At 54.2% G+C, this 18415-nt stretch carries 12 protein-coding genes; 10 read left to right on the forward strand and 2 right to left on the reverse strand.

Translation table 11 applies throughout. The features are described from left to right. Positions 1-12 precede the first annotated feature (12 nt). The 9 genes from J3P35_RS15655 (at position 13) to J3P35_RS15695 (ending at position 14055) form a co-directional block, all read left to right on the forward strand. Positions 13-2442, forward strand: a complete 2430-nt coding sequence (locus J3P35_RS15655; RefSeq protein WP_210465497.1) for an ABC transporter permease — start codon at positions 13-15, stop codon at positions 2440-2442. Between the two features lie 90 nt (positions 2443-2532). Then, positions 2533-3000 (forward strand): DoxX family protein, encoded by a 468-nt coding sequence (locus J3P35_RS15660; protein WP_210465498.1) that lies wholly within the window; start codon positions 2533-2535, stop codon positions 2998-3000. 33 nt (positions 3001-3033) lie between these two features. Next, complete coding sequence (locus tag J3P35_RS15665; RefSeq protein ID WP_210465499.1) at positions 3034-5433, forward strand: ABC transporter permease; 2400 nt, start codon at positions 3034-3036, stop codon at positions 5431-5433. A gap of 90 nt (positions 5434-5523) precedes the next feature. Further along, complete coding sequence (locus J3P35_RS15670) at positions 5524-7944, forward strand: ABC transporter permease (RefSeq protein WP_210465500.1); 2421 nt, start codon at positions 5524-5526, stop codon at positions 7942-7944. 188 nt (positions 7945-8132) lie between these two features. Beyond that, entirely contained in the window at positions 8133-9998 is a 1866-nt protein-coding gene (locus J3P35_RS15675; RefSeq protein WP_210465501.1) for a M61 family metallopeptidase, read from the forward strand. Between the two features lie 166 nt (positions 9999-10164). Next, complete coding sequence (locus tag J3P35_RS15680) at positions 10165-10452, forward strand: type II toxin-antitoxin system Phd/YefM family antitoxin (RefSeq protein WP_210465502.1); 288 nt, start codon at positions 10165-10167, stop codon at positions 10450-10452. After that, a complete protein-coding gene (locus tag J3P35_RS15685) occupies positions 10442-10714 on the forward strand; it encodes a Txe/YoeB family addiction module toxin (protein WP_210465503.1) in 273 nt (90 codons plus the stop codon). Before J3P35_RS15680 ends, J3P35_RS15685 begins: the two co-directional genes overlap by 11 nt. A gap of 153 nt (positions 10715-10867) precedes the next feature. Further along, positions 10868-13219, forward strand: a complete 2352-nt coding sequence (locus J3P35_RS15690) for a TonB-dependent receptor (protein WP_317195393.1) — start codon at positions 10868-10870, stop codon at positions 13217-13219. After that, the gene (locus J3P35_RS15695) at positions 13219-14055 is read left to right on the forward strand and encodes a DUF4249 domain-containing protein (protein WP_210465504.1); all 837 of its coding nucleotides are present in this window, start codon (positions 13219-13221) and stop codon (positions 14053-14055) included. The genes J3P35_RS15690 and J3P35_RS15695 overlap by 1 nt, the downstream gene beginning before the upstream one ends. A gap of 430 nt (positions 14056-14485) precedes the next feature. Here the strand turns inward: J3P35_RS15695 and J3P35_RS15700 are convergent, their stop codons facing one another. Further along, entirely contained in the window at positions 14486-15304 is an 819-nt protein-coding gene (locus J3P35_RS15700; RefSeq protein ID WP_210465505.1) for a purine-nucleoside phosphorylase, read from the reverse strand. 177 nt (positions 15305-15481) lie between these two features. Next, positions 15482-17251 carry a signal peptide peptidase SppA gene (gene sppA / locus J3P35_RS15705; protein ID WP_210465506.1) on the reverse strand — a complete coding sequence of 590 codons (1770 nt, stop codon included), beginning with the start codon at positions 17249-17251 and terminating at the stop codon, positions 15482-15484. A 427-nt stretch (positions 17252-17678) separates the two neighbouring features. Here sppA and J3P35_RS15710 point away from each other — a divergent pair, with 427 nt between their 5' ends. After that, positions 17679-18278, forward strand: a complete 600-nt coding sequence (locus J3P35_RS15710) for a hypothetical protein (RefSeq protein ID WP_210465507.1) — start codon at positions 17679-17681, stop codon at positions 18276-18278. The last annotated feature ends 137 nt before the right edge of the window (positions 18279-18415 follow it).

Consider the following 18415-nt stretch of genomic DNA (forward strand, 5'->3'; position numbering starts at 1 on the left):
ACTACTACCGCAATGTTCAAAAACTATCTGAAAGTAGCCTGGCGCAATTTGGTTCGCCAGAAGATCTACTCCACCATCAACATCGCCGGGCTCACCATCGGGATCACGGCCTGTATTTTGATCTCGCTGTACGTGCTGGACGAGTTCAGCTATGACCGCTACCATGCCAACGCCGACCGCATCTACCGCGTCACCCGTGATTTCAAGAGTGATGATGGAAGCGTGAGTTTGGCGCTGGGGCACGTGGCGCCGCCGTTCGGGCCCCTGATAGAGCAGGATTTCCCCGATATTGAGAAGGTGGCCCGCGTGCTGAACACCCAGGTGCTGGTGGAGGACAAAGAGCAGCAAAAGGCTTTCAATGAGAAGCGGGTGTACTTCGCGGAGCCTAACCTGCTGGACATCTTCACCATTCCCATGCTCAAAGGGGATGGCAAGAAAGCCCTCACGGAGCCCTACACCCTGCTCATGAGCGATGCCATGGCCGAGAAATACTATCCCGGCGCTGATCCGGTGGGCAAGGTTTTGCAGGTTTTCAGCAAATACTCGGTAAAGGTAGGCGGCGTGTACAAGGCGTTTCCGGCCAACTCGCACATGCACCCAGATTTCCTGGTTTCTTTCAACACTTTGGCTGATACTGCTATTTACGGGGCCAAACAGCTGGCTACCAATTTCGGGAACAACTCCTTCGGGACGTACCTGTTGCTGCCCAAGAACTATCCGGCTCAGAACCTGCAGGCCGCATTCCCGGCTTTCCTGGACAAGCACCTGGGCGGCTCTGACCACGCCCGTGCCCGCAAACCTTCTGAGTTCACCACCCTGCACTTGCAGAAAGTCACCGATGTCCACCTGCGCTCGCACCTGGACTCTGAGGAAGAGCCCAACGGCGACATTAAAACGGTCATGATCCTGAGCGCGGTGGCGCTGTTCATTCTGCTCATCGCCTGCATCAACTACATCAACCTGTGCACCGCCCGCTCTACCAGCCGGGCGAAGGAAATCGGCATCAGAAAAGTGGTGGGCGCGCACCAGCAGACCCTGGTGGGGCAGTTCCTGATGGAGTCTATTCTGGTGGCCATTTTGTCAACCATTCTGGCGCTGGGCCTGGCCGAGGCTCTTTTGCCCTGGCTTAACAATTTCACGGGTAAAACCCTGGACCTGGATTTGTTCTCCAGGCCTTACCTGCTGGGCATCATCGTGTTGCTTCCGTTGGTTATTGGGGGCATGGCGGGCTTGTACCCGGCGGTTTACCTCTCCAAATTCAGGCCGGTGCTGGTGTTGAAAGGCTCTTTGAGCAGCGGCGCCCGCAACCCGTTCCTGCGCAAGACGCTGGTGGTGGCCCAGTTCTCCATCTCCATTGTGCTCATCATCGCCACGGGCGTCATTTCCCAGCAACTGAACTACATGCAGAACAAGGCGCTGGGCTTTGACAAAGAGCGGCTGGTGGTGTTCAACTTTGACAACGGGCTCACCGGCAAATATGACGCGTTCCGGAACGATCTGGTAGCCTCGGCCAATATCCAGAATGTGGGCCGCTCGCTGCTGGTACCCTCCAACCGGTTACTCAACTCCATGGGGGCCTCGGTGCTGCGCGGCGATTCTTTGCAGGGCACCAGCCTGGCCATAAGGTTCGTGAACGTGGACCATGACCTGTTTCAGACCTACGGCGTGAAACTGGCGGCGGGCCGCAACTTCCTCAAAGACCACCCCACCGATACCGCCTCCTTTATCCTGAATGAGTCCTCGGTGCGCATGATTGGGTGGAAGAGTCCGCAGGAGGCTATTGGCCAGGTTTTCAAGTACGGCGATACCAAAGGCCACGTCATTGGCGTGGTGCGCGACTTCCACTTTGAGTCCATGCACGAGGCCATTTCGCCCATGGTGTACCTCTTGCCGCCCAACAATAGAAACTACAGCAACATCACGGTGAAATTCCGGGGAGACCCGCAGGAGGCGCTGGCCCACATTCAGGCCACCTGGAAGAAGTTCCTGCCCAGCACCCCGTTTGAGTACCAGTTCATGGATGACATGTTTGGCAAACTCTACGAGGCCGAGGTCCTGAAACAGCAGATCTTCACCATTTTCGCGGCCATCGCTATTTTCATCGCCTGTCTGGGGCTGTTCGGGTTGGCGTCTTACACCGCCGAGCAGCGCACCAAAGAGATCGGTATCCGGAAGGTGCTGGGTTCCTCGGTGCGGGAGATCATCATGCTCTTGTCCAAAGACTTCGCCCTGCTGGTGGTCATCGCCATTGCCCTGGCTTCGCCGATTGCCTGGTACAGCATGGACCGCTGGCTGGAGGATTTTGCTTACCGCGTGCCGCTGAACTGGAGCACCTTTATTTTGACCGGCTTGATTGCCATGACCATTGCCATGCTCACCGTCAGTTTCCACGCCGCCAAAGCCGCTTTCCTTAACCCCGTGAAAGCCCTTAGAACCGAATAACCTTTGCCTTTCCGTTTGAGGGCCGGTTTTTGAAAACCGACCTTCAAACGGAAAGGCATTGTCAAAACCAACCCGTTCTCTCGCACCTGTATGGCTGACCAACTGGCACTTTCCGCTTTTCTGGACCGGTACAAACCGTACGCGGCGGTGTTACTGCGCCTGGCGTTCGGGTTTCACCTTATCTATTTCACGCAGGACAATGTGTTCAGCTACGAGCGCATGCTGGAGTTCCGGGATTTTCTGGAGGTGCGGGGGGTGCCGTTCCCGTTGGCCGGAGCCATTGTCTCAGTGGCGGTGCAGTTCCTGTGCGGTATTTTCCTGGTCGTGGGCTGGCAGGTACGGCTGGCGGGCTTCTTTATCCTGGTGAATTTCATCCTGGCTTTCATCATCGCCCACCGGGGCCAGAGCTACGAGCAGTTTTTCCAGCCGGTGCAGCTGATTGCCGTGGGTTTGTTTTTCCTTCTGCACGGCGCCGGCACCTTGTCGTTGGACCATTACCTGCACCAGCGGCGAACAGAACGAACACCTGCGACATCCCACCGGCAAACCACATTCTAACAAACCTTCTTCCTCAAAACAGACCTTTCCTCCATGATCAAGAACTACCTAAAAATAGCCTGGCGGAACCTGCTGCGGCAGAAAGCATACTCGGCCATCAACATCATCGGGCTGGCCACGGGCATCTCGGCGTGTCTGCTCATCTTTCTGTTTGTGCAGCACGAGCTGAGTTACGAGCAGCATTTCGCCAAAGCCGACCGCACCTACCGGGTGGTGAACGACCTGATTGTGGACGACGAGATTGAGAAAGCCTCCCTTACTACCGGCGGCCTGGCCCCGGCCCTTAAAGCCGATTACCCCGAGGTGGAAACCGCCGTGCGCCTGGTCAACGCCGACAAGCAGGCCGTGAGCGTTTCTGATGACAAGGTCTTCTACCTTACCAATTCCTACTTTGTAGACAGCAATTTCTTCTCCGTTTTTAATTACAAGTTCCTGAGCGGAGATCCGGTTACGGCGCTGGCGGCGCCGTTGTCTATGGTCCTGACCCAGGCTACCGCCGAGAAGCTCTTCGGGAGCGCGGCCGCGGCGCAGGGGCAGTTGGTGAAAATCCAGGGCGAGTCGTTCAAGGTGACGGGCGTGCTGGCACCGTCCGGTCCTTCGCACCTTACCCCTGATTTCTTCGCGTCTATGAGTTCCCTGGGCAATGAGTTCATGCAGATGATGGAAGGAGAATGGGGCAACACCAATACTTACACCTACGTGGTACTGCGCAACTCCTCACAGGCGGCTTCGCTGCAGGCGAAAATGGGCGATTTTTTCCTGAAAAGGGTAAAACCAGCTTATGACCAAATGCAGTCCACTGGCCGGGTAGACTACAAGATCCAGCCGCTGCTGGACATCCACCTCACCAACGACTGGCTTTATGAACTGTCACCCTCGGGGAACCAGTCCTACATCTTCATTTTCTCGGCTGTGGCCATTTTTGTGCTGCTCATAGCCTCCATTAACTACATGAACTTGGCCACGGCTCGCTCCGCGAAACGCGCGAAGGAAGTAGGCTTGCGCAAGGTGGTGGGCGCGCACCGCTCGCAGTTGGTAAGCCAGTTCCTGGGCGAATCTTTGGTGATCACCTTGCTGGCCGTCTTGTTGGCGCTGGCCTTGGTGGAATTGCTGTTGCCCACTTTCAACGGCCTCACGAACAAGAGCATTGGGTCTTCCTACCTGCTCAACCCGGTGTTTGGGCTCACATTGCTGGGTATCATCCTGTTGATTGGCCTGGTGGCGGGATCTTACCCGGCATTCTTCCTTTCGGGCTTCAAGCCGGTGGATGTGCTTAAATCAGACAAGGCGCCCCGGGGCAGCGGCGCTACTTTGCGCAAAGGGCTGGTGATCCTGCAGTTCACTATTTCGCTGGTACTCATCATCGGGACAGTGGTGGTGTACAGCCAGATGGATTTCCTCAAAAAAGCAGACCTGGGTTTCAACAAGGAGCAGGTGGCCGTGATTGACATCCCCAGCGGAGACACCACGCTCACCGCCAAACTGCCTTTGATCAAGAGCGAGATGCTGGCCAACCCCCACGTGACGAAGGTCTCGGCCTCGGCCCAGATTCCGGGTCAGGGTTCTGGCGTGCTCATTTTCCTGGTGGAGCGCAACAACGCCATGGTGGAGAAAACCATGAACATGATGACCGTGGACTATGACTTCTTGGATTTGATGGGCATCAAACTCAAGGCCGGCCGCAACTTCTCCCCAGACATGGGCACCGACCAAAGCTCGGGCTTCATCATCAACGAGGCGGCGGCCAACCTACTGGGCTGGAAGGAGGCCGTGGGCAAACGCATCGGGTTCAGTGACACCACCAGCGGAAAGGTCATTGGCGTGGTCAAAGACTTCAACTATACCTCTTTGCACGACAAAATTGCGCCCGTGGTGCTGCGTGTGCGGCCCAGAACCTCGGGCTACCTGCTGGCGCGCCTCTCCGCCGATAACTTTGACGAAGCCCTGGCGCACGTGAAATCCACCTGGGCCCGCTTTGACCCTAATCGCCCCATTGACCTCACCTTCCTGGACGAAAGCTTCAACGCGCAATACCAAAGCGAGGAGAAAATGCTGAAGGTTTTTGGGTATTTCTCTATTCTGACTATTATCATTGCCTGTATGGGCTTGTTCGGGCTCACGTCGTTCATGGCCGAGCAGCGCACCCGCGAGATCGGTATCCGGAAGGTGCTGGGATCTTCGGTGCTGGGCATTGTCATGCTGCTCACCAAAGACTTTGCGGTGCTGGTGATCATTGCCATTGTGCTGGCCTCACCGCTGGCCTGGTACGGCATGCAGCAATGGCTGCAGGAATTCGCCTACCGGGTGCCCTTGAGCCCGTGGTTGTTTGTGAGCGCGGGAATGGTGGCTTTGATTATTGCAGTGGCTACCGTGAGCGTGCAGGCGGCCAAGGCGGCACTCCTCAATCCTATTAAAGCATTGAGGAGCGAATAACCGTTTAGGGGCTGTTTTCTTAAAAATGGCCCCTAACCAGAAACTATTTCAGAACTTAAGACGGCGCGTGCGGACAACACTTTAAAGCGAATGCTTAGGAATTACTTAAAAATAGCGTGGCGAAACCTGCTGCGGCACAAGGCGTATTCGGCCATCAATATCATTGGGCTGGCGACCGGTATCTCGGCGTGTCTGCTTATTTTTCTGTACGTGGGGCATGAGCTCACTTATGAGCGTAACTTCCCTAATGCCGAGCACATTTACCGGGTGGTGAGCCGGGTAAACTTCCACGGAGAGGATGACCGGTTTTCCCTTTCCCCTAAGCCCTTAGCCGACCACATGCGGCGCGAGATCCCCGAGGTAAAGAAAGTGACCCGGCTCGCCGCCTCCAAAAAACAGACCGTCTGGAAAGACCAGCAACCCTTTCTGGAAGACAACCTTTTCTTCGCCGACAGCACGTTTTTCCAGGTGATGCCTTACACCTTTTTGGCTGGTGATCCCGTGACGGCCCTTCGGGCGCCCAGAACCATTGTCATCTCTGACGAGTTGGCCCGCAAATACTTTGGCAGCGTGGAGAAAGCCCTGGGCCAGCCGCTACAGTTCAGCAGGAATCAGCACCTGGTCACCGGGGTGTTCAAAGCCGAGAAACACTCGCATCTACAGGCCAGCGCTTTTTTCTCCATGGTGACCAAAGACGAAGCAGAAAGGACCGGGAAAGACGCCGAGACCATAGCGGCCCAAGAAAACGAATGGATTCTATTTGGGTATTACACCTATTTCACCCTTCACCACCCCGCTTCGCTACCCGCCTTCAAGCAAAAACTGGCGGACCTGGTACAACGGCGGGCCGTACCCTGGCTCAAGGAAAACGAGATTTCCGCGTCTATGGAACTCATGGTGCAGCCTATCCCCGAAATCCACCTCAGCAATGACTTCCAGACCGATATCAGCCCCTCGGGGAGCCAGTCTTACGTGTACATTTTCTCGGTGGTGGCGGTGTTTATTTTGCTTATTGCCTGCATCAATTACATGAACCTGGCCACGGCCCGCTCGGCCAAGCGGTCCCGCGAGGTGGGACTGCGTAAGGTGGTGGGCGCGCACCGGAGCCAGATCATCGGGCAGTTCCTGGGCGAGTCTATCCTGATCACGCTGCTGGCGCTGGTCTTGGCTTTGGCCATGGTGGAGCTTTCCCTGCCCGTTTTCAACGAACTCACCGAAAAACAATTTGCCCTGTCTTCTCTGCTGAACACGAATTTTGTTTTGCTCATCCTGGCCATTCTGCTGTTTGTGGGTTTGGTGGCCGGCAGTTACCCGGCCTTCTTCCTATCGGGGTTCAGGCCGGTGGAAGTGCTTAAATCAGATAAAAACCCCAGGGGCAGTAATGCCTGGCTACGGCGGAGCCTGGTGGTGGTTCAGTTCACTATTTCGCTGGTTTTGATCATCGGCACGGCAGTGGTGTACAGCCAGTTGCAGTTCCTCAAAAACAAGAACCTGGGGTTCAACAAAGAACAGGTTCTGGCCCTCAACCTACCCAAGGGCGACTCTCTTTTCCAGGAAAGGCTGACGGTTTTCCAGCAGGAGCTCACCCAGAACCCCAACTTTCTGCAGACGGCTACCACGGGAAATATCCCTGGGGAAAGGCTGGCCCGCCTGCTGATGTTGGTGGAGGAAGAAGACGGCACCGAGAAAGACCAGACCATGAACGTGATGTTTGTGAGTTACGATTTCCTGGAGCTGATGGGCATTGAGTTGAAAGAGGGCCGCACCTTCCAGAAGGGTATTCCCACAGATGAAAAAGGCGCGGTCATCATCAACGAGGCGGGCGTGAAATGGCTGGGCTGGCAGAACCCCATGGGCAAGCGCGTGCAGGTCACCGACTATGATGCCAAAGTCATCGGGGTGGCCCGTAACTTCAATTATGCCTCCCTGCACAATCCCATTGAGCCGCTCATGATCATTCCCATTAAGGAAAACACGGGCTATCTGCTGGCCAAAATACGTCCCCAGGACCTGGAAGCCTCCCTCACTTTCCTGGAGCAGCAATGGAAAGCCTTCGCGCCCCGGCACCCCATGGATTACTTTTTCATGGACGACCATTTCAACCGGCAGTACCAGGCCGAGGAAAAGATGCTTACCGTGTTTGGGTACTTCGCGGCGCTCACCATTCTCATTGCCTGTCTGGGTTTGTTCGGGCTGGCTTCTTTTACCGCCGAGCAGCGCACGAAAGAAATTGGCATCCGGAAGGTGCTGGGGTCAACGGTGGTGGAGATTGTACTGCTGCTGTCTAAAGATTTCGCGCTGCTGGTGCTACTGGCCATCCTCATTGCCTCGCCGGTGGCTTGGTACGGCATGAAGAACTGGCTCCAGGATTTCGCCTACCAAGTAAACCTGAGTCCGTGGTTATTCTTCACAGCAGGGTTGGCTTCGCTGCTCATTGCGGTGGCCACCGTGGGTATCCAGGCGGCCAAGGCGGCTTTGCTGGACCCGGTGAAGTCGCTCAGGAGTGAGTAATCCGGTTTTAAGGCTTCTTTCCTGAAAATGGCCCAGTAACGCCTTCTGTAAGTTTTAGGCTCTCCCAGCGACTAAAACGTAGAGGAGAAACGGTCTCCTCCTGAGAAGACGGCACAGGATTCTTCCGGTACAGACACCTAAACCCGATAACTTTCGTTTTCTTAGCATTCCAAGACATCTAAAATTCTATGTTGAAAAAATCATTGGCGGCGCTGGCGTTTGCCGCCCTCCTGCACTCCCCCTTGCTGGCGCAAAACAACGCCACCCCAGCCTACAAGTTTTCTGTGGACCTGGCCCAGGCCAAAGACGATAAACTGCAGGTGACCCTCATCACCCCAGAAATCAAAGAAGACGAAGTACTCTACCACATGCCTAAAATGGTGCCCGGCACCTACGCAGTGTATAATTTCGGGAAGTTTGTCTCTGACTTCAACGCCTTTGACAAAAAAGGCAAAAAACTGAGCGTGGAGCGCCTGGATCAGAACACCTGGAAAATAAAGAAAGCCAAAAAACTGGCCCGCCTCACCTACCTGGTGGATGATACCTGGGACACGCCCAAGAAAGAAGACATCGTGTTTGAACCCGCCGCCACTGATATTGAGGCAGGCAAGGTTTTCCTGCTCAACACGCACGGGTTCTTTGGGTACTTCGCCAACATGACCAAGGTGCCTTACCAGATTACGGTAAACAAGCCGCAGGACTTCTACGGCGCTACCCCGCTGCGCACCACCAGTTCCACGCCCACCTCCGACACTTACCTGCTGCAGAACTACAATGACCTGGTAGACTCGCCTATGCTGTACAGCCGCCCAGACACGGCTATGCTCAAAGTAGGCAACGCCGAGGTTCTGATCTCTACTTTCGCCGCTGGTGGTGGAGCCCGCTCTAAAAACCTGGCCGAGAACATCAGAACCATTCTGGAAGCGCAGAAAAATTACCTGGGCGGAACGCTGCCGGTAGACAAATACGCTTTCCTGGTGTACATAGACGACAAGCCTAACCGCACAGGCGCGTACGGGGCGCTGGAGCACTCCTACTCCTCGGTGTACTACTTCCCAGAGATGCCACCTACCATGCTGGCTGAACAGGTCCGGAATATCGCGGCGCACGAGTTCTTCCACATCGTGACTCCACTGAACATCCACTCAGAGGAGATCGGGAACTTTGATTTCAGCAATCCCAAGATGTCCAAGCACCTCTGGATGTACGAAGGTGTGACGGAGTATTTCGCTCACCACGTGCAGATAAACCAGCGGCTGGAAGAGCTGCCTGATTTCCTCACGGAGATGCGCAACAAGATCATTGCCTCTCAGCAGGAGTACAATGACGCACTGGCCTTCACCGAGCTGAGCCTGGGCGCCCTGGACAAGCACGAGAAAGAGTACGGCAACGTGTACCAGAAAGGCGCCCTCATTGGCATGGCCCTAGACATCAGGCTGCGCGAGCTTTCGGGCGGCAAATACGGCATCCGGAACCTGATGAAAGACCTGAGCCAGACTTACGGCAAAAACCAGTCGTTCAAAGACGAGGAGTTGTTTGACAAGATCACGGCTTTGACTTACCCCGAGATCCGGGACTTCTTCAAGCGCTATGTGGAAGGCAACGAGCCTTTGCCCTATTCTGAGCTTTTCAGGAAAGTAGGCATTACCTACCAGCCTACCGGCACGCAGAAACGCATCTCGTTGGGTAGACCCACCATTGGCTATGACCAGGCCTCGGGGCATCTGATGGTGGCCAGCACCGAGAACATGAATTCCTTCGGGAAGCAGATGGGCTACAAAGCCGGCGACCAGTTGTGGCAGATCAACGGTGAGGACCTGAACCTGCGCAACGCTACGGATCTCATCAACAAGCACGTGATCAATGCGAAGGAAGGCACGCCTATCTCCATCACTGTGGGCCGCAAAGACGCCTCCGGTACGGTGAAGCCGGTGGAACTGAAAGGCAAACTAGTAGCCGCCGAGGAAAACGTATCGCACCTGCTTACCCCAGACCCCAATGCCACCCCGGCACAGCTAGCCTTAAGGGAAGCCTGGTTGTATTCCAGCCTGTAAGCTATTCTGATTTCTGTGGCGCCCGTTTTGGGGTTGTTTTCTTTGAAACAACCTCAAAACGGGCGCCACTTTTCGTTCCTAACATAGGGTAAGTAGCATTTTTACACTTCATGCAACTATGTTGTACATATTTATGTACATTCGTCAAGGAATAAACTCTACCGTAATGTTATCATTGACCGTTAGCGCTTTCAGAGGCAACATCAAAAAATACCTTGACATGGTAACCAAATCCCTGGACACTCTAGTGATTCCAAGGGAAAATGAAGAGGCAGTCGTACTTATGCCCTTGAGCGAGTATAACTCCATTATGGAAACGGCTCACCTTCTCTCTACTCCCGCCAACCGCCAACGCCTTGATGAGTCCATCGCGCAGGCGGAAAGAGGCCAAACCATTTCCTTCTCCCTGGAGGATCTGCAAAAGGAGATAGCGAAAGGAGAAAATGCAATTTAACTACACCCAACATGCGCACGAGGACATCTTTTACTTTATACAGAAAGGCGACTTCACCACTGTTAAGCGCATCTACGAGCTGCTGGAAGCGATCCGGAAAGAACCTTTTGGAGGGCTGGGAAAGCCTGAGCCGTTAAAGTATGACCTAAAAGGCTATTGGTCAAGGCGTATCACCCATGAGCACCGGTTGGTATACAAGATAACAGGTACCAAAGGCTTGGATCAGACCTGCCTTATTGTCCAATGCCGCCTACACTATTAAACATCCATAGGGCACCCTACTGGTGGCCTTCTTCATCAACCTTGTCTATTCCTAAAGTTGAATTAAATACTATCTTTAAGGAAGCGTAGCCACCACCTCCTGAAAACATATCAGGGGTTTAGGCGTTATGTTTTAAATCTGACCACCGCAAGCGTGTTTCCACCCTCCAGACATATTCCGTTCCCGAGGTCCGCTCAAGGGCTCTTCGGTATTTTCCTGCTGCTTTTGCTTTTTCTGCCCTTTTCTGTTGTTAAGGCGCAGGACCGGGTCACGCTGAACGGCACGCTCCGCTCCGCGGCTACCGGCGAGGTATTGATTGGGGCCAGCGTTTCGGTGGCAGGCACCACCACTGGCGTGGAAACCAACACCAACGGCACTTATGCTTTACCGCTGAACCCGGGGACGTACCAGATCCAGTTCTCTTACATCGGGTTTCAGACCTTGACCCAAGAGGTGGTCCTGACCAAAAACACCCGCCTGAACGTGGAGTTGCTGGAGAACTCAAACCAACTGGGCGAAGTGGTAGTGGAATCTGAGCGCAATACTTTCCAGGAGCGCCTGACCACGCCGCAAATGAGCATGGAAACACTTTCATCCCGCGAAGCGAAGCTCTTGCCGGCCCTGTTTGGCGAGGTAGACATCATCAAAACCCTGCAGCTGAAACCAGGCATCCAGAGCGGCGGCGAGGGCAGCAGCGGCCTGTTTGTGCGGGGCGGCAGCTCTGACCAGAACCTGGTGCTCCTGGATGATGCCCTGGTGTACAACCCCAGCCACTTGTTCGGATTCTTCAGTGTGTTCAACCCAGATGCGGTGCGTGGTGTGGAGCTGTACAAAGGCGGGTTCCCGGCGCAGTTCGGAGGAAGGTTATCCAGTGTGCTGGACGTGAAACTACGCGAGGGCAACCGCAAAGAGAATGACGTTTCCGGCGGAATAGGCTTGATTGCCTCCAGGCTCACGGTGGAAGGCCCCATCCAGAAAGACAAGTCCTCGTTCCTGGTCTCGGGGCGGCGCACCTACGTGGATGTCTTTACCCGCATGATCAATAAAGCCAAAGAGAGCGACCCGGAGTGGAGCCCCATTCCCGACTATTATTTCTATGATTTCAACGCCAAGGCCACATTTGAGCTGGGTCCCAATGACCGCCTTTTCCTGAGCGGCTACTACGGCCGCGATTTCTTCAAGTTCAACGACGAGGATTTCGACTTCAATTTCAATTGGGGAAACCGCGTGGGCTCTGCCCGGTGGGCGCACCAGTTTTCGCCCCGTTTTTTCGTAAACACCACTTTTTCAGCCTCCAACTACCAGTACCAGATCAAAAACCAGCTGGACATCTACTCCTTCAGCCTCACCTCTCACATCACAGACCTCACACTGAAGTCTGACTTTGAGTACATTTCCTCGGAGCATCACCACCTGCGCTTCGGGGGCTCAGCGATTGACCATCGCTTTACTGTGGGCCGGCTGGAGGCCAATAGCCAGGATGGCACGGTGAATGTGGGCGCGGGGAACTACTACCGCGGACAGGAATACGGCGTGTACGCCTCAGATGACTGGACTTTGAGCCCTGTGTTCACCCTGAGTTACGGATTACGGCTCTCGGGTTTCCTAAACAACGGCAAGAACTTCCTGGGGCTGGAGCCACGGGCGGCGGCCAGTTACCGCTTCTCTGAGACGCTCACCCTAAAGGCCAACTACACGCGCATGTTCCAGTACGTGCACCTTATCTCCAATACCGGCGCCTCGCTCCCCACCGATATCTGGTACCCTTCCAGTCCGGGCGTGAAACCGCAGCGCTCAGACCAGTTCACCCTGGGCCTTACCAAGCTCTACAAAGACAAATACCTGTTCAGCACCGAGGCCTATTACAAGAAGATGAACCGCCAGCTGGACCTCCGCGACGGGGCGCAGATCTTCGGGAACACGGAACTGGAGCAGGAGTTTGTCTTCGGGACCGGCGACAGCTACGGCCAGGAGTTCTACGTGGAGAAAAAGGAAGGCAAAACCACGGGCTGGATCGGCTACACCCTTTCCTGGAGCAACCGCACCTTTCCTGATCTGAACAACGGCAAGACCTTCCCCACCCGCTTTGACCGCCGGCACGATCTCTCGGTAGTGGCTATCCATGAATTGAACAAACGCCTCAGCGCCACGGCCACTTTTGTGTACGGAACCGGCAATGCTTATTCGCTGCCCGTGCAACGCTTCGTTTTCCAGGATGTGAACGGCGAAGACTACACCGTGATTCCGGTGTACCCAGAGCGCAACTCGTTCCGGCTGGCCGCTTACCACCGCCTGGATCTAGGGTTAGTTTGGAGACTGCGGCCTAAGCGAGGAAGCTCTGACCTTACCTTTAGTGTGTACAACGCCTACAACCGCCGCAACCCGTACTTCGTGTATTTTGAGACCATCAAAGACGAGGAGAACAACCAGATCACGGGCTTTGTGGCCAAACAGGTTTCCTTGTTCCCTGTTATCCCGTCTGTGACCTATAACTTCAAATTCTAATGGGTACTACCTTTTACATACGGCCTTTTCTGTGGCTGCTTTTACTGGCCGGCCTGGTGTCTGCCTGCGACATGGAGCAGGAGATTGTGGTTGAATTGCCCAAACTGCCGCCCCAGATGGTAGTGGAATGTTACCTAGAGAACGGTGAGCCCATTAAGCTGGCTTTATCGGAGTCCTCGGGGTATTTTGATGCCCCTGAAGCCTTGATTGTGACCGGAGCCAGCGTGACCATCACCAAGAACAACGAGGCGCCCATCGTCCTGAAAGACACCCTGATCGTTGACGAGGAAAACGAGAAAGTCTACACCCACTACAACCCCATAAAGATTACCGCCGTGCCCGGCGATGTGTTCAAGCTCCTCATCACCGATCCCAAAGGACGCCGTATCACTGGTACCACCACGGTATTGGACCCTGTTCCCCTGGACAGCGTAGGCTTTAAATTCAACAGCAAACCAGAGCAAAGCCAAGAAGCTTACCTCATGGCTCGCTGGCAGGACCCCGCAAATCACAAGAACTTCTACCGCCTGCTGGCCCACAAAAAGGATTCTACTGGCATAGACAGTCAACTGGACGCGGAAGTGGACGACCGCCTGCGCAATGGCCAGAAGATCACCTATACCACCACCTATCGCTTTGACCGCGATGACACCTTAACCGTCAAACTCTTCCACGTAGACGAAGCCTACTATGACTTCATCAGCAGCGTGGAAGACGCCCGTCGCGCCAACGGCAATCCATTTGCCCAACCTGTTACCATCAAATCCACCGTAGCCGGAGGCTTCGGCATTTTTACGCACTTGAATTATAACAGCAAGGAGATTATCATCAAATAGGCGGGTTGTTTTGGGCCTGATTTTGGGAAATCGGCTTAGAAATAGAGCTGGGACAAGAACCTGTAGAGTTGCCAAACACTTCTCCTTAAAACCTAAAGCGGCTCTTTACCAAGATTCTCCCCTCAAGGGGAGAATCTGTTTTCTGAGACTGTTCTACTACATCTTAACCCAAATTAAATTTAAAAGCAGAACCGGCGGGTTCTGCTTTTATAATCGATCCTGATTTGAGGCTATTTACCGGAAAAAGGCCTCAACACAAGGTTACTTGTTAAGAGGAACACCGAGAATTGGAGTGTTGCTACAGCCCATCTAGTCCGCCCACAAGATCCTTCCAGGATGACAAAAGGGTAAGGACATGCCCATAGTCTAGGCTCTGAGTTATAACCGAGGATAGATTTACTAACTCAAGACTCAGAACTCAGGACTATTTTTACTCCTGCCGCTTGATTAGTTCGGTGATAAGCAGCGTCATGTTGGGCTCGGCTTTAGCGGCGGCTTCCAGGATGTCCAGCAGGACTACTTTCTTGATTTTGCCGGGCACGCAGAGGTCGGTGATGACAGAGACGGCGAAAACCGGGAGGTCCATGTGCACGGCGGCAATCACCTCAGGGACGGTGCTCATGCCCACGGCATCGGCCCCGATGGTTCTGATGAAGTGGTACTCGGCTTTGGTTTCCAGCATAGGTCCGGGAGCGCTGGCGTAGACACCGGTTCTCACGTCAAGACCGTGTACTGCTGAGATCTCCAGCGCCTGCTGGATCAGGTGTTCACTGTAAGGCTCACTCATATCGGGGAAGCGCGGACCCAGGTCTTCCAGGTTTTTGCCGATAAGCGGGTTGGAAGGCAGCAGGTTGATGTGGTCGGTAATCACCATTAGGTCTGAGGTGTTGAAATCCGGGTGCAGGCCGCCGGCGGCGTTGCTCACAAACAGCTTCTGGATGCCCAGCAACTTCATCACCCTGATGGGGAATACTACCTGCTCCATAGTATAGCCCTCATAGTAATGGAACCGGCCTTGCATCACCACCACGTTGCGGCCCCCCAGCACCCCGAAGATCAGTTTACCGGAGTGGCTCTCTACGGTGGAAACCGGAAAATGTGGGATGTCTGCGTAGTCAAGGCTAAAGGCCATGTCAATGTCTTGCACCAGGGCGCCCAGGCCGGTGCCCAGCACAATCCCGAAATCGGGCTGGAACTGGGAGGTTTCCTGGCGGATGTAATCAGCGGCTTCTTGCAGGGTTTTAATCATTGTCTTAGGTTTTGGTAAGCTGTTTTACGCCCTATTTAAAGAAATAGGCCATAAAACGGGTTGGTTCAGGGGTGGCGCAAGGTCGTAAAAAATCAGGAAAAGCAGGAGCTCACTTTCTCTTAAAACGAAAAAGGCCACCCAATGGGCAGCCTTTTCCAAGAAACAAAGTGTAGTCTTTTAATTGATCTCAATTTCAAACGGCAGACGCGCCTGGATGCCCTGCATCTGCATCACGCGCTGGTACTGTTGGTAGTAAGGCAGCATATCGCCCAGTTCATTGCGCAGGAAGTAGGCCTTCATCTGTGACTCGGTGTCTGAGAACAGGTTGTCCATGAAAGACTTCTGCGCTGGCAAAGTGCGCAGACGGTAGTCGCCTTCTTTCAGTTTGGCTTTTCTGGCGGCAATGGCAATGGCCTGGTCCAGACCGCCCATCACGTCCACCAGACCTCTCTGCTTGGCTTCAATGCCGGACCACACGCGGCCCGAAGCCACTTTCCGCAGATCGGCAACGGGCATGTGTCTTGACTGGGCAGCTTTGGTAGTGAAGTCATCGTAGATGCGCTCTACCTCGCGCTGGATGTGCATTTTCTCGTACGGCGTCATGGCGCGGGTCACAGATGGAACGTCTGAGAACTTACCGGTTTTCACACGGTCTGTGGTAATGCCCAGTTTGTTTTTAAGGAAGTTCTCTGAGTTGACCATCATGCCAAACACCCCGATGCTGCCGGTAATGGTGGTGGGGTGCGCCACAATGGTATCGCAGGCCATGGCAATGTAATATCCGCCTGAGGCGGCCACGTCAGACATGGAGGCAATGATGGGCTTCACTTTTTTGGTGAGCATCACCTCGCGCCAGATCACGTCTGAGGCCAGGGAACTACCGCCCGGCGAATTGATGCGCAGCACCACCGCCTTAACGTTCTTGTCCAGCCGGGCTTTCCGGATGGCTTCTGACATGCCCTGTCCGCCAATAGATTCATCATCACCTTTTCCGCCCACGATATCGCCGGAAGCGTAGATCACCGCAATCTTATTCGAAGATGAGCCTGATTTCTTCTCCGGATCAGCGGCTTTCTTGTAGGTGCCCAGGTTTACCAGCTTCAGCTCTTTTTCCTTCTTCACGCCGGTTCTGGATTTCATGTAATCGGTGGCCTCGTCATAATAGCCCAGGTGGGTCACCAGGCCGTAGCGCAGCGCGTCTTTGGCGTTGTGCACCAGCATGGAGTCTGATAGGTTCTTCATTTCTGCCAGGGATTTCTTGCGCGAGGCGGCAATGTTCTGCAGCATGAAGTCATTCAGAGAGTTCAGGAAAGACTGCGTCTGCTCACGGCTGGGATCACTCATCTTGTCCAGGATGAAAGGCTCCACGGCGCTCTTGTACTCTCCTACCTTAAAGATGTACGGCTGCAGGTCCAGCTTCTCCAGAGTGCCTTTAAAGAACATCACCTCAGAGCTGAGGCCGTTCAGTTCCATGGTTCCCTGCGGGTTTAGGTAGAATCTATCGGCTACGGAGGCCAGGTAATAGGCTTTCTCGGTGGAGAACTCGCTGTAGGCCACTACAAACTTCTTGGATTTCTTGAAGTCCAGCAGTGCATTGCGGATCTCCTCTACCGAGGCCATGCCGGCCTGCAGCAGATCCAAGTTCAGGAAAATACCTTTGATGTGGTCATCGGCTTTGGCCTTCTTGATGGAGGCTTTGATCTCATCCAACCCAATGCCCTCCTGCCCGAACACCTCTTCCATGCCCAGGTCAGCGAACGGACTGCGGGGTGCCCGCTCCACTACCGGCTGGCCCAACTTGAGCTCCAGCACAGAACCTTCGGCAATGCTCACCTCATCCCCCGAGGACGCCGCCGCAGCAATGCCCAACAAGATGAGGAAACTCACCACGCTAAACAAAAACAAGCCAACCATGGTGGCCAGCACAAACTTTAAGAACTGTCGCATATTAAATCTATCAATTCAGGACCTAAGACAGGCCTGCAATGTCTCCACATTAGTCGTAAAATAGGCAGAATACTTACAAAAACGTTATGGTCTTCTTTATCTTACAAAATCTGATGAACCGGTAAGTACCCGGCAAAGCGAACGCCACCAGCCCCACAGCGCTATAATTCATTCATCAACAAACACTTCCTTGATCCTATTCCTTCCTTTTCCTACCCTCCCGGTTCTTTTTTCTCCTGGCGTGTTCCACGCAAAAAAAGATGAGGACCCTGGCCCTTCATAAGCACACCTGAACAGATTTCCCAAGGGCTTAGCGTCTCTTGCAGCGCTATTCTCTTCTACCGGCAGGGCTTTCCTTTGTTTCCACCGGGCGGTGTTTTCCACTTGATTTTAGCAAATTGCCCCGATTGCCGTATATAGCCTTACAATGAAAAGATGGACACTCCTTGCGTTCCTGGTCTTAGGCACTTTCCTGGCCCAGGCGCAATACAAGCGAAACCTTAATTTCAAGTACTTTGGGCTCACGGTGCACCCCAAAGGCGATGATAATGCCGAGTTGATGCCCCTGAACCCCGATGGCAAAGGCTATCTGGTGCTGAACCTGGGCGCCAGCGTGGCCTATGAGCAATTCATTATTCCGGATAAACTGTCCGTCAAGGCCATTCAGGCCCTGTACGCCGATTGCGCGATGCAGTTCGCGGGCTTTACCCACTTAGGGCTGCGGGCGGTGGTGTTCCAGATTGGTCGTCATTCGCTTAACGGGGGCCTGGGACCTACCCTGGTTTACCGCCGCAACTGGTCTGACCTGCCCGGGTACAATTTCTCCACCTCTTTCTTTGGCGGTGACCCCGATGACAAGTGGCAGTATAAGATGGTCTGGTACGCCGGCGAATTTGAGTACAATTACCGCCTCTCTGAGCGCACGGACTTCTCCACCTCGTTTGTGCCCGGCTACCCCAATATCATGAGCCTCTCTTTTGGCGTGCGCTATTGGATTAAAGAAAAAGACAAGTCTTCTGCTCCCTAAGAAAGCCTACTCTGCTTAAGATCCGTTTTCTTTAAATCAGACCAAAAATAGAAAATGGGCTGGCCTTCCTGTCTTGGAGTCAGCGGCTGTGCCCTGGATAAAACACAAGAACACCCTCCTGTTACAGAAGGGTGTTC

Source organism: Rufibacter roseolus, assembly GCF_017916365.1.
GTDB classification, from domain to species: Bacteria; Bacteroidota; Bacteroidia; order Cytophagales; family Hymenobacteraceae; genus Nibribacter; species Nibribacter roseolus.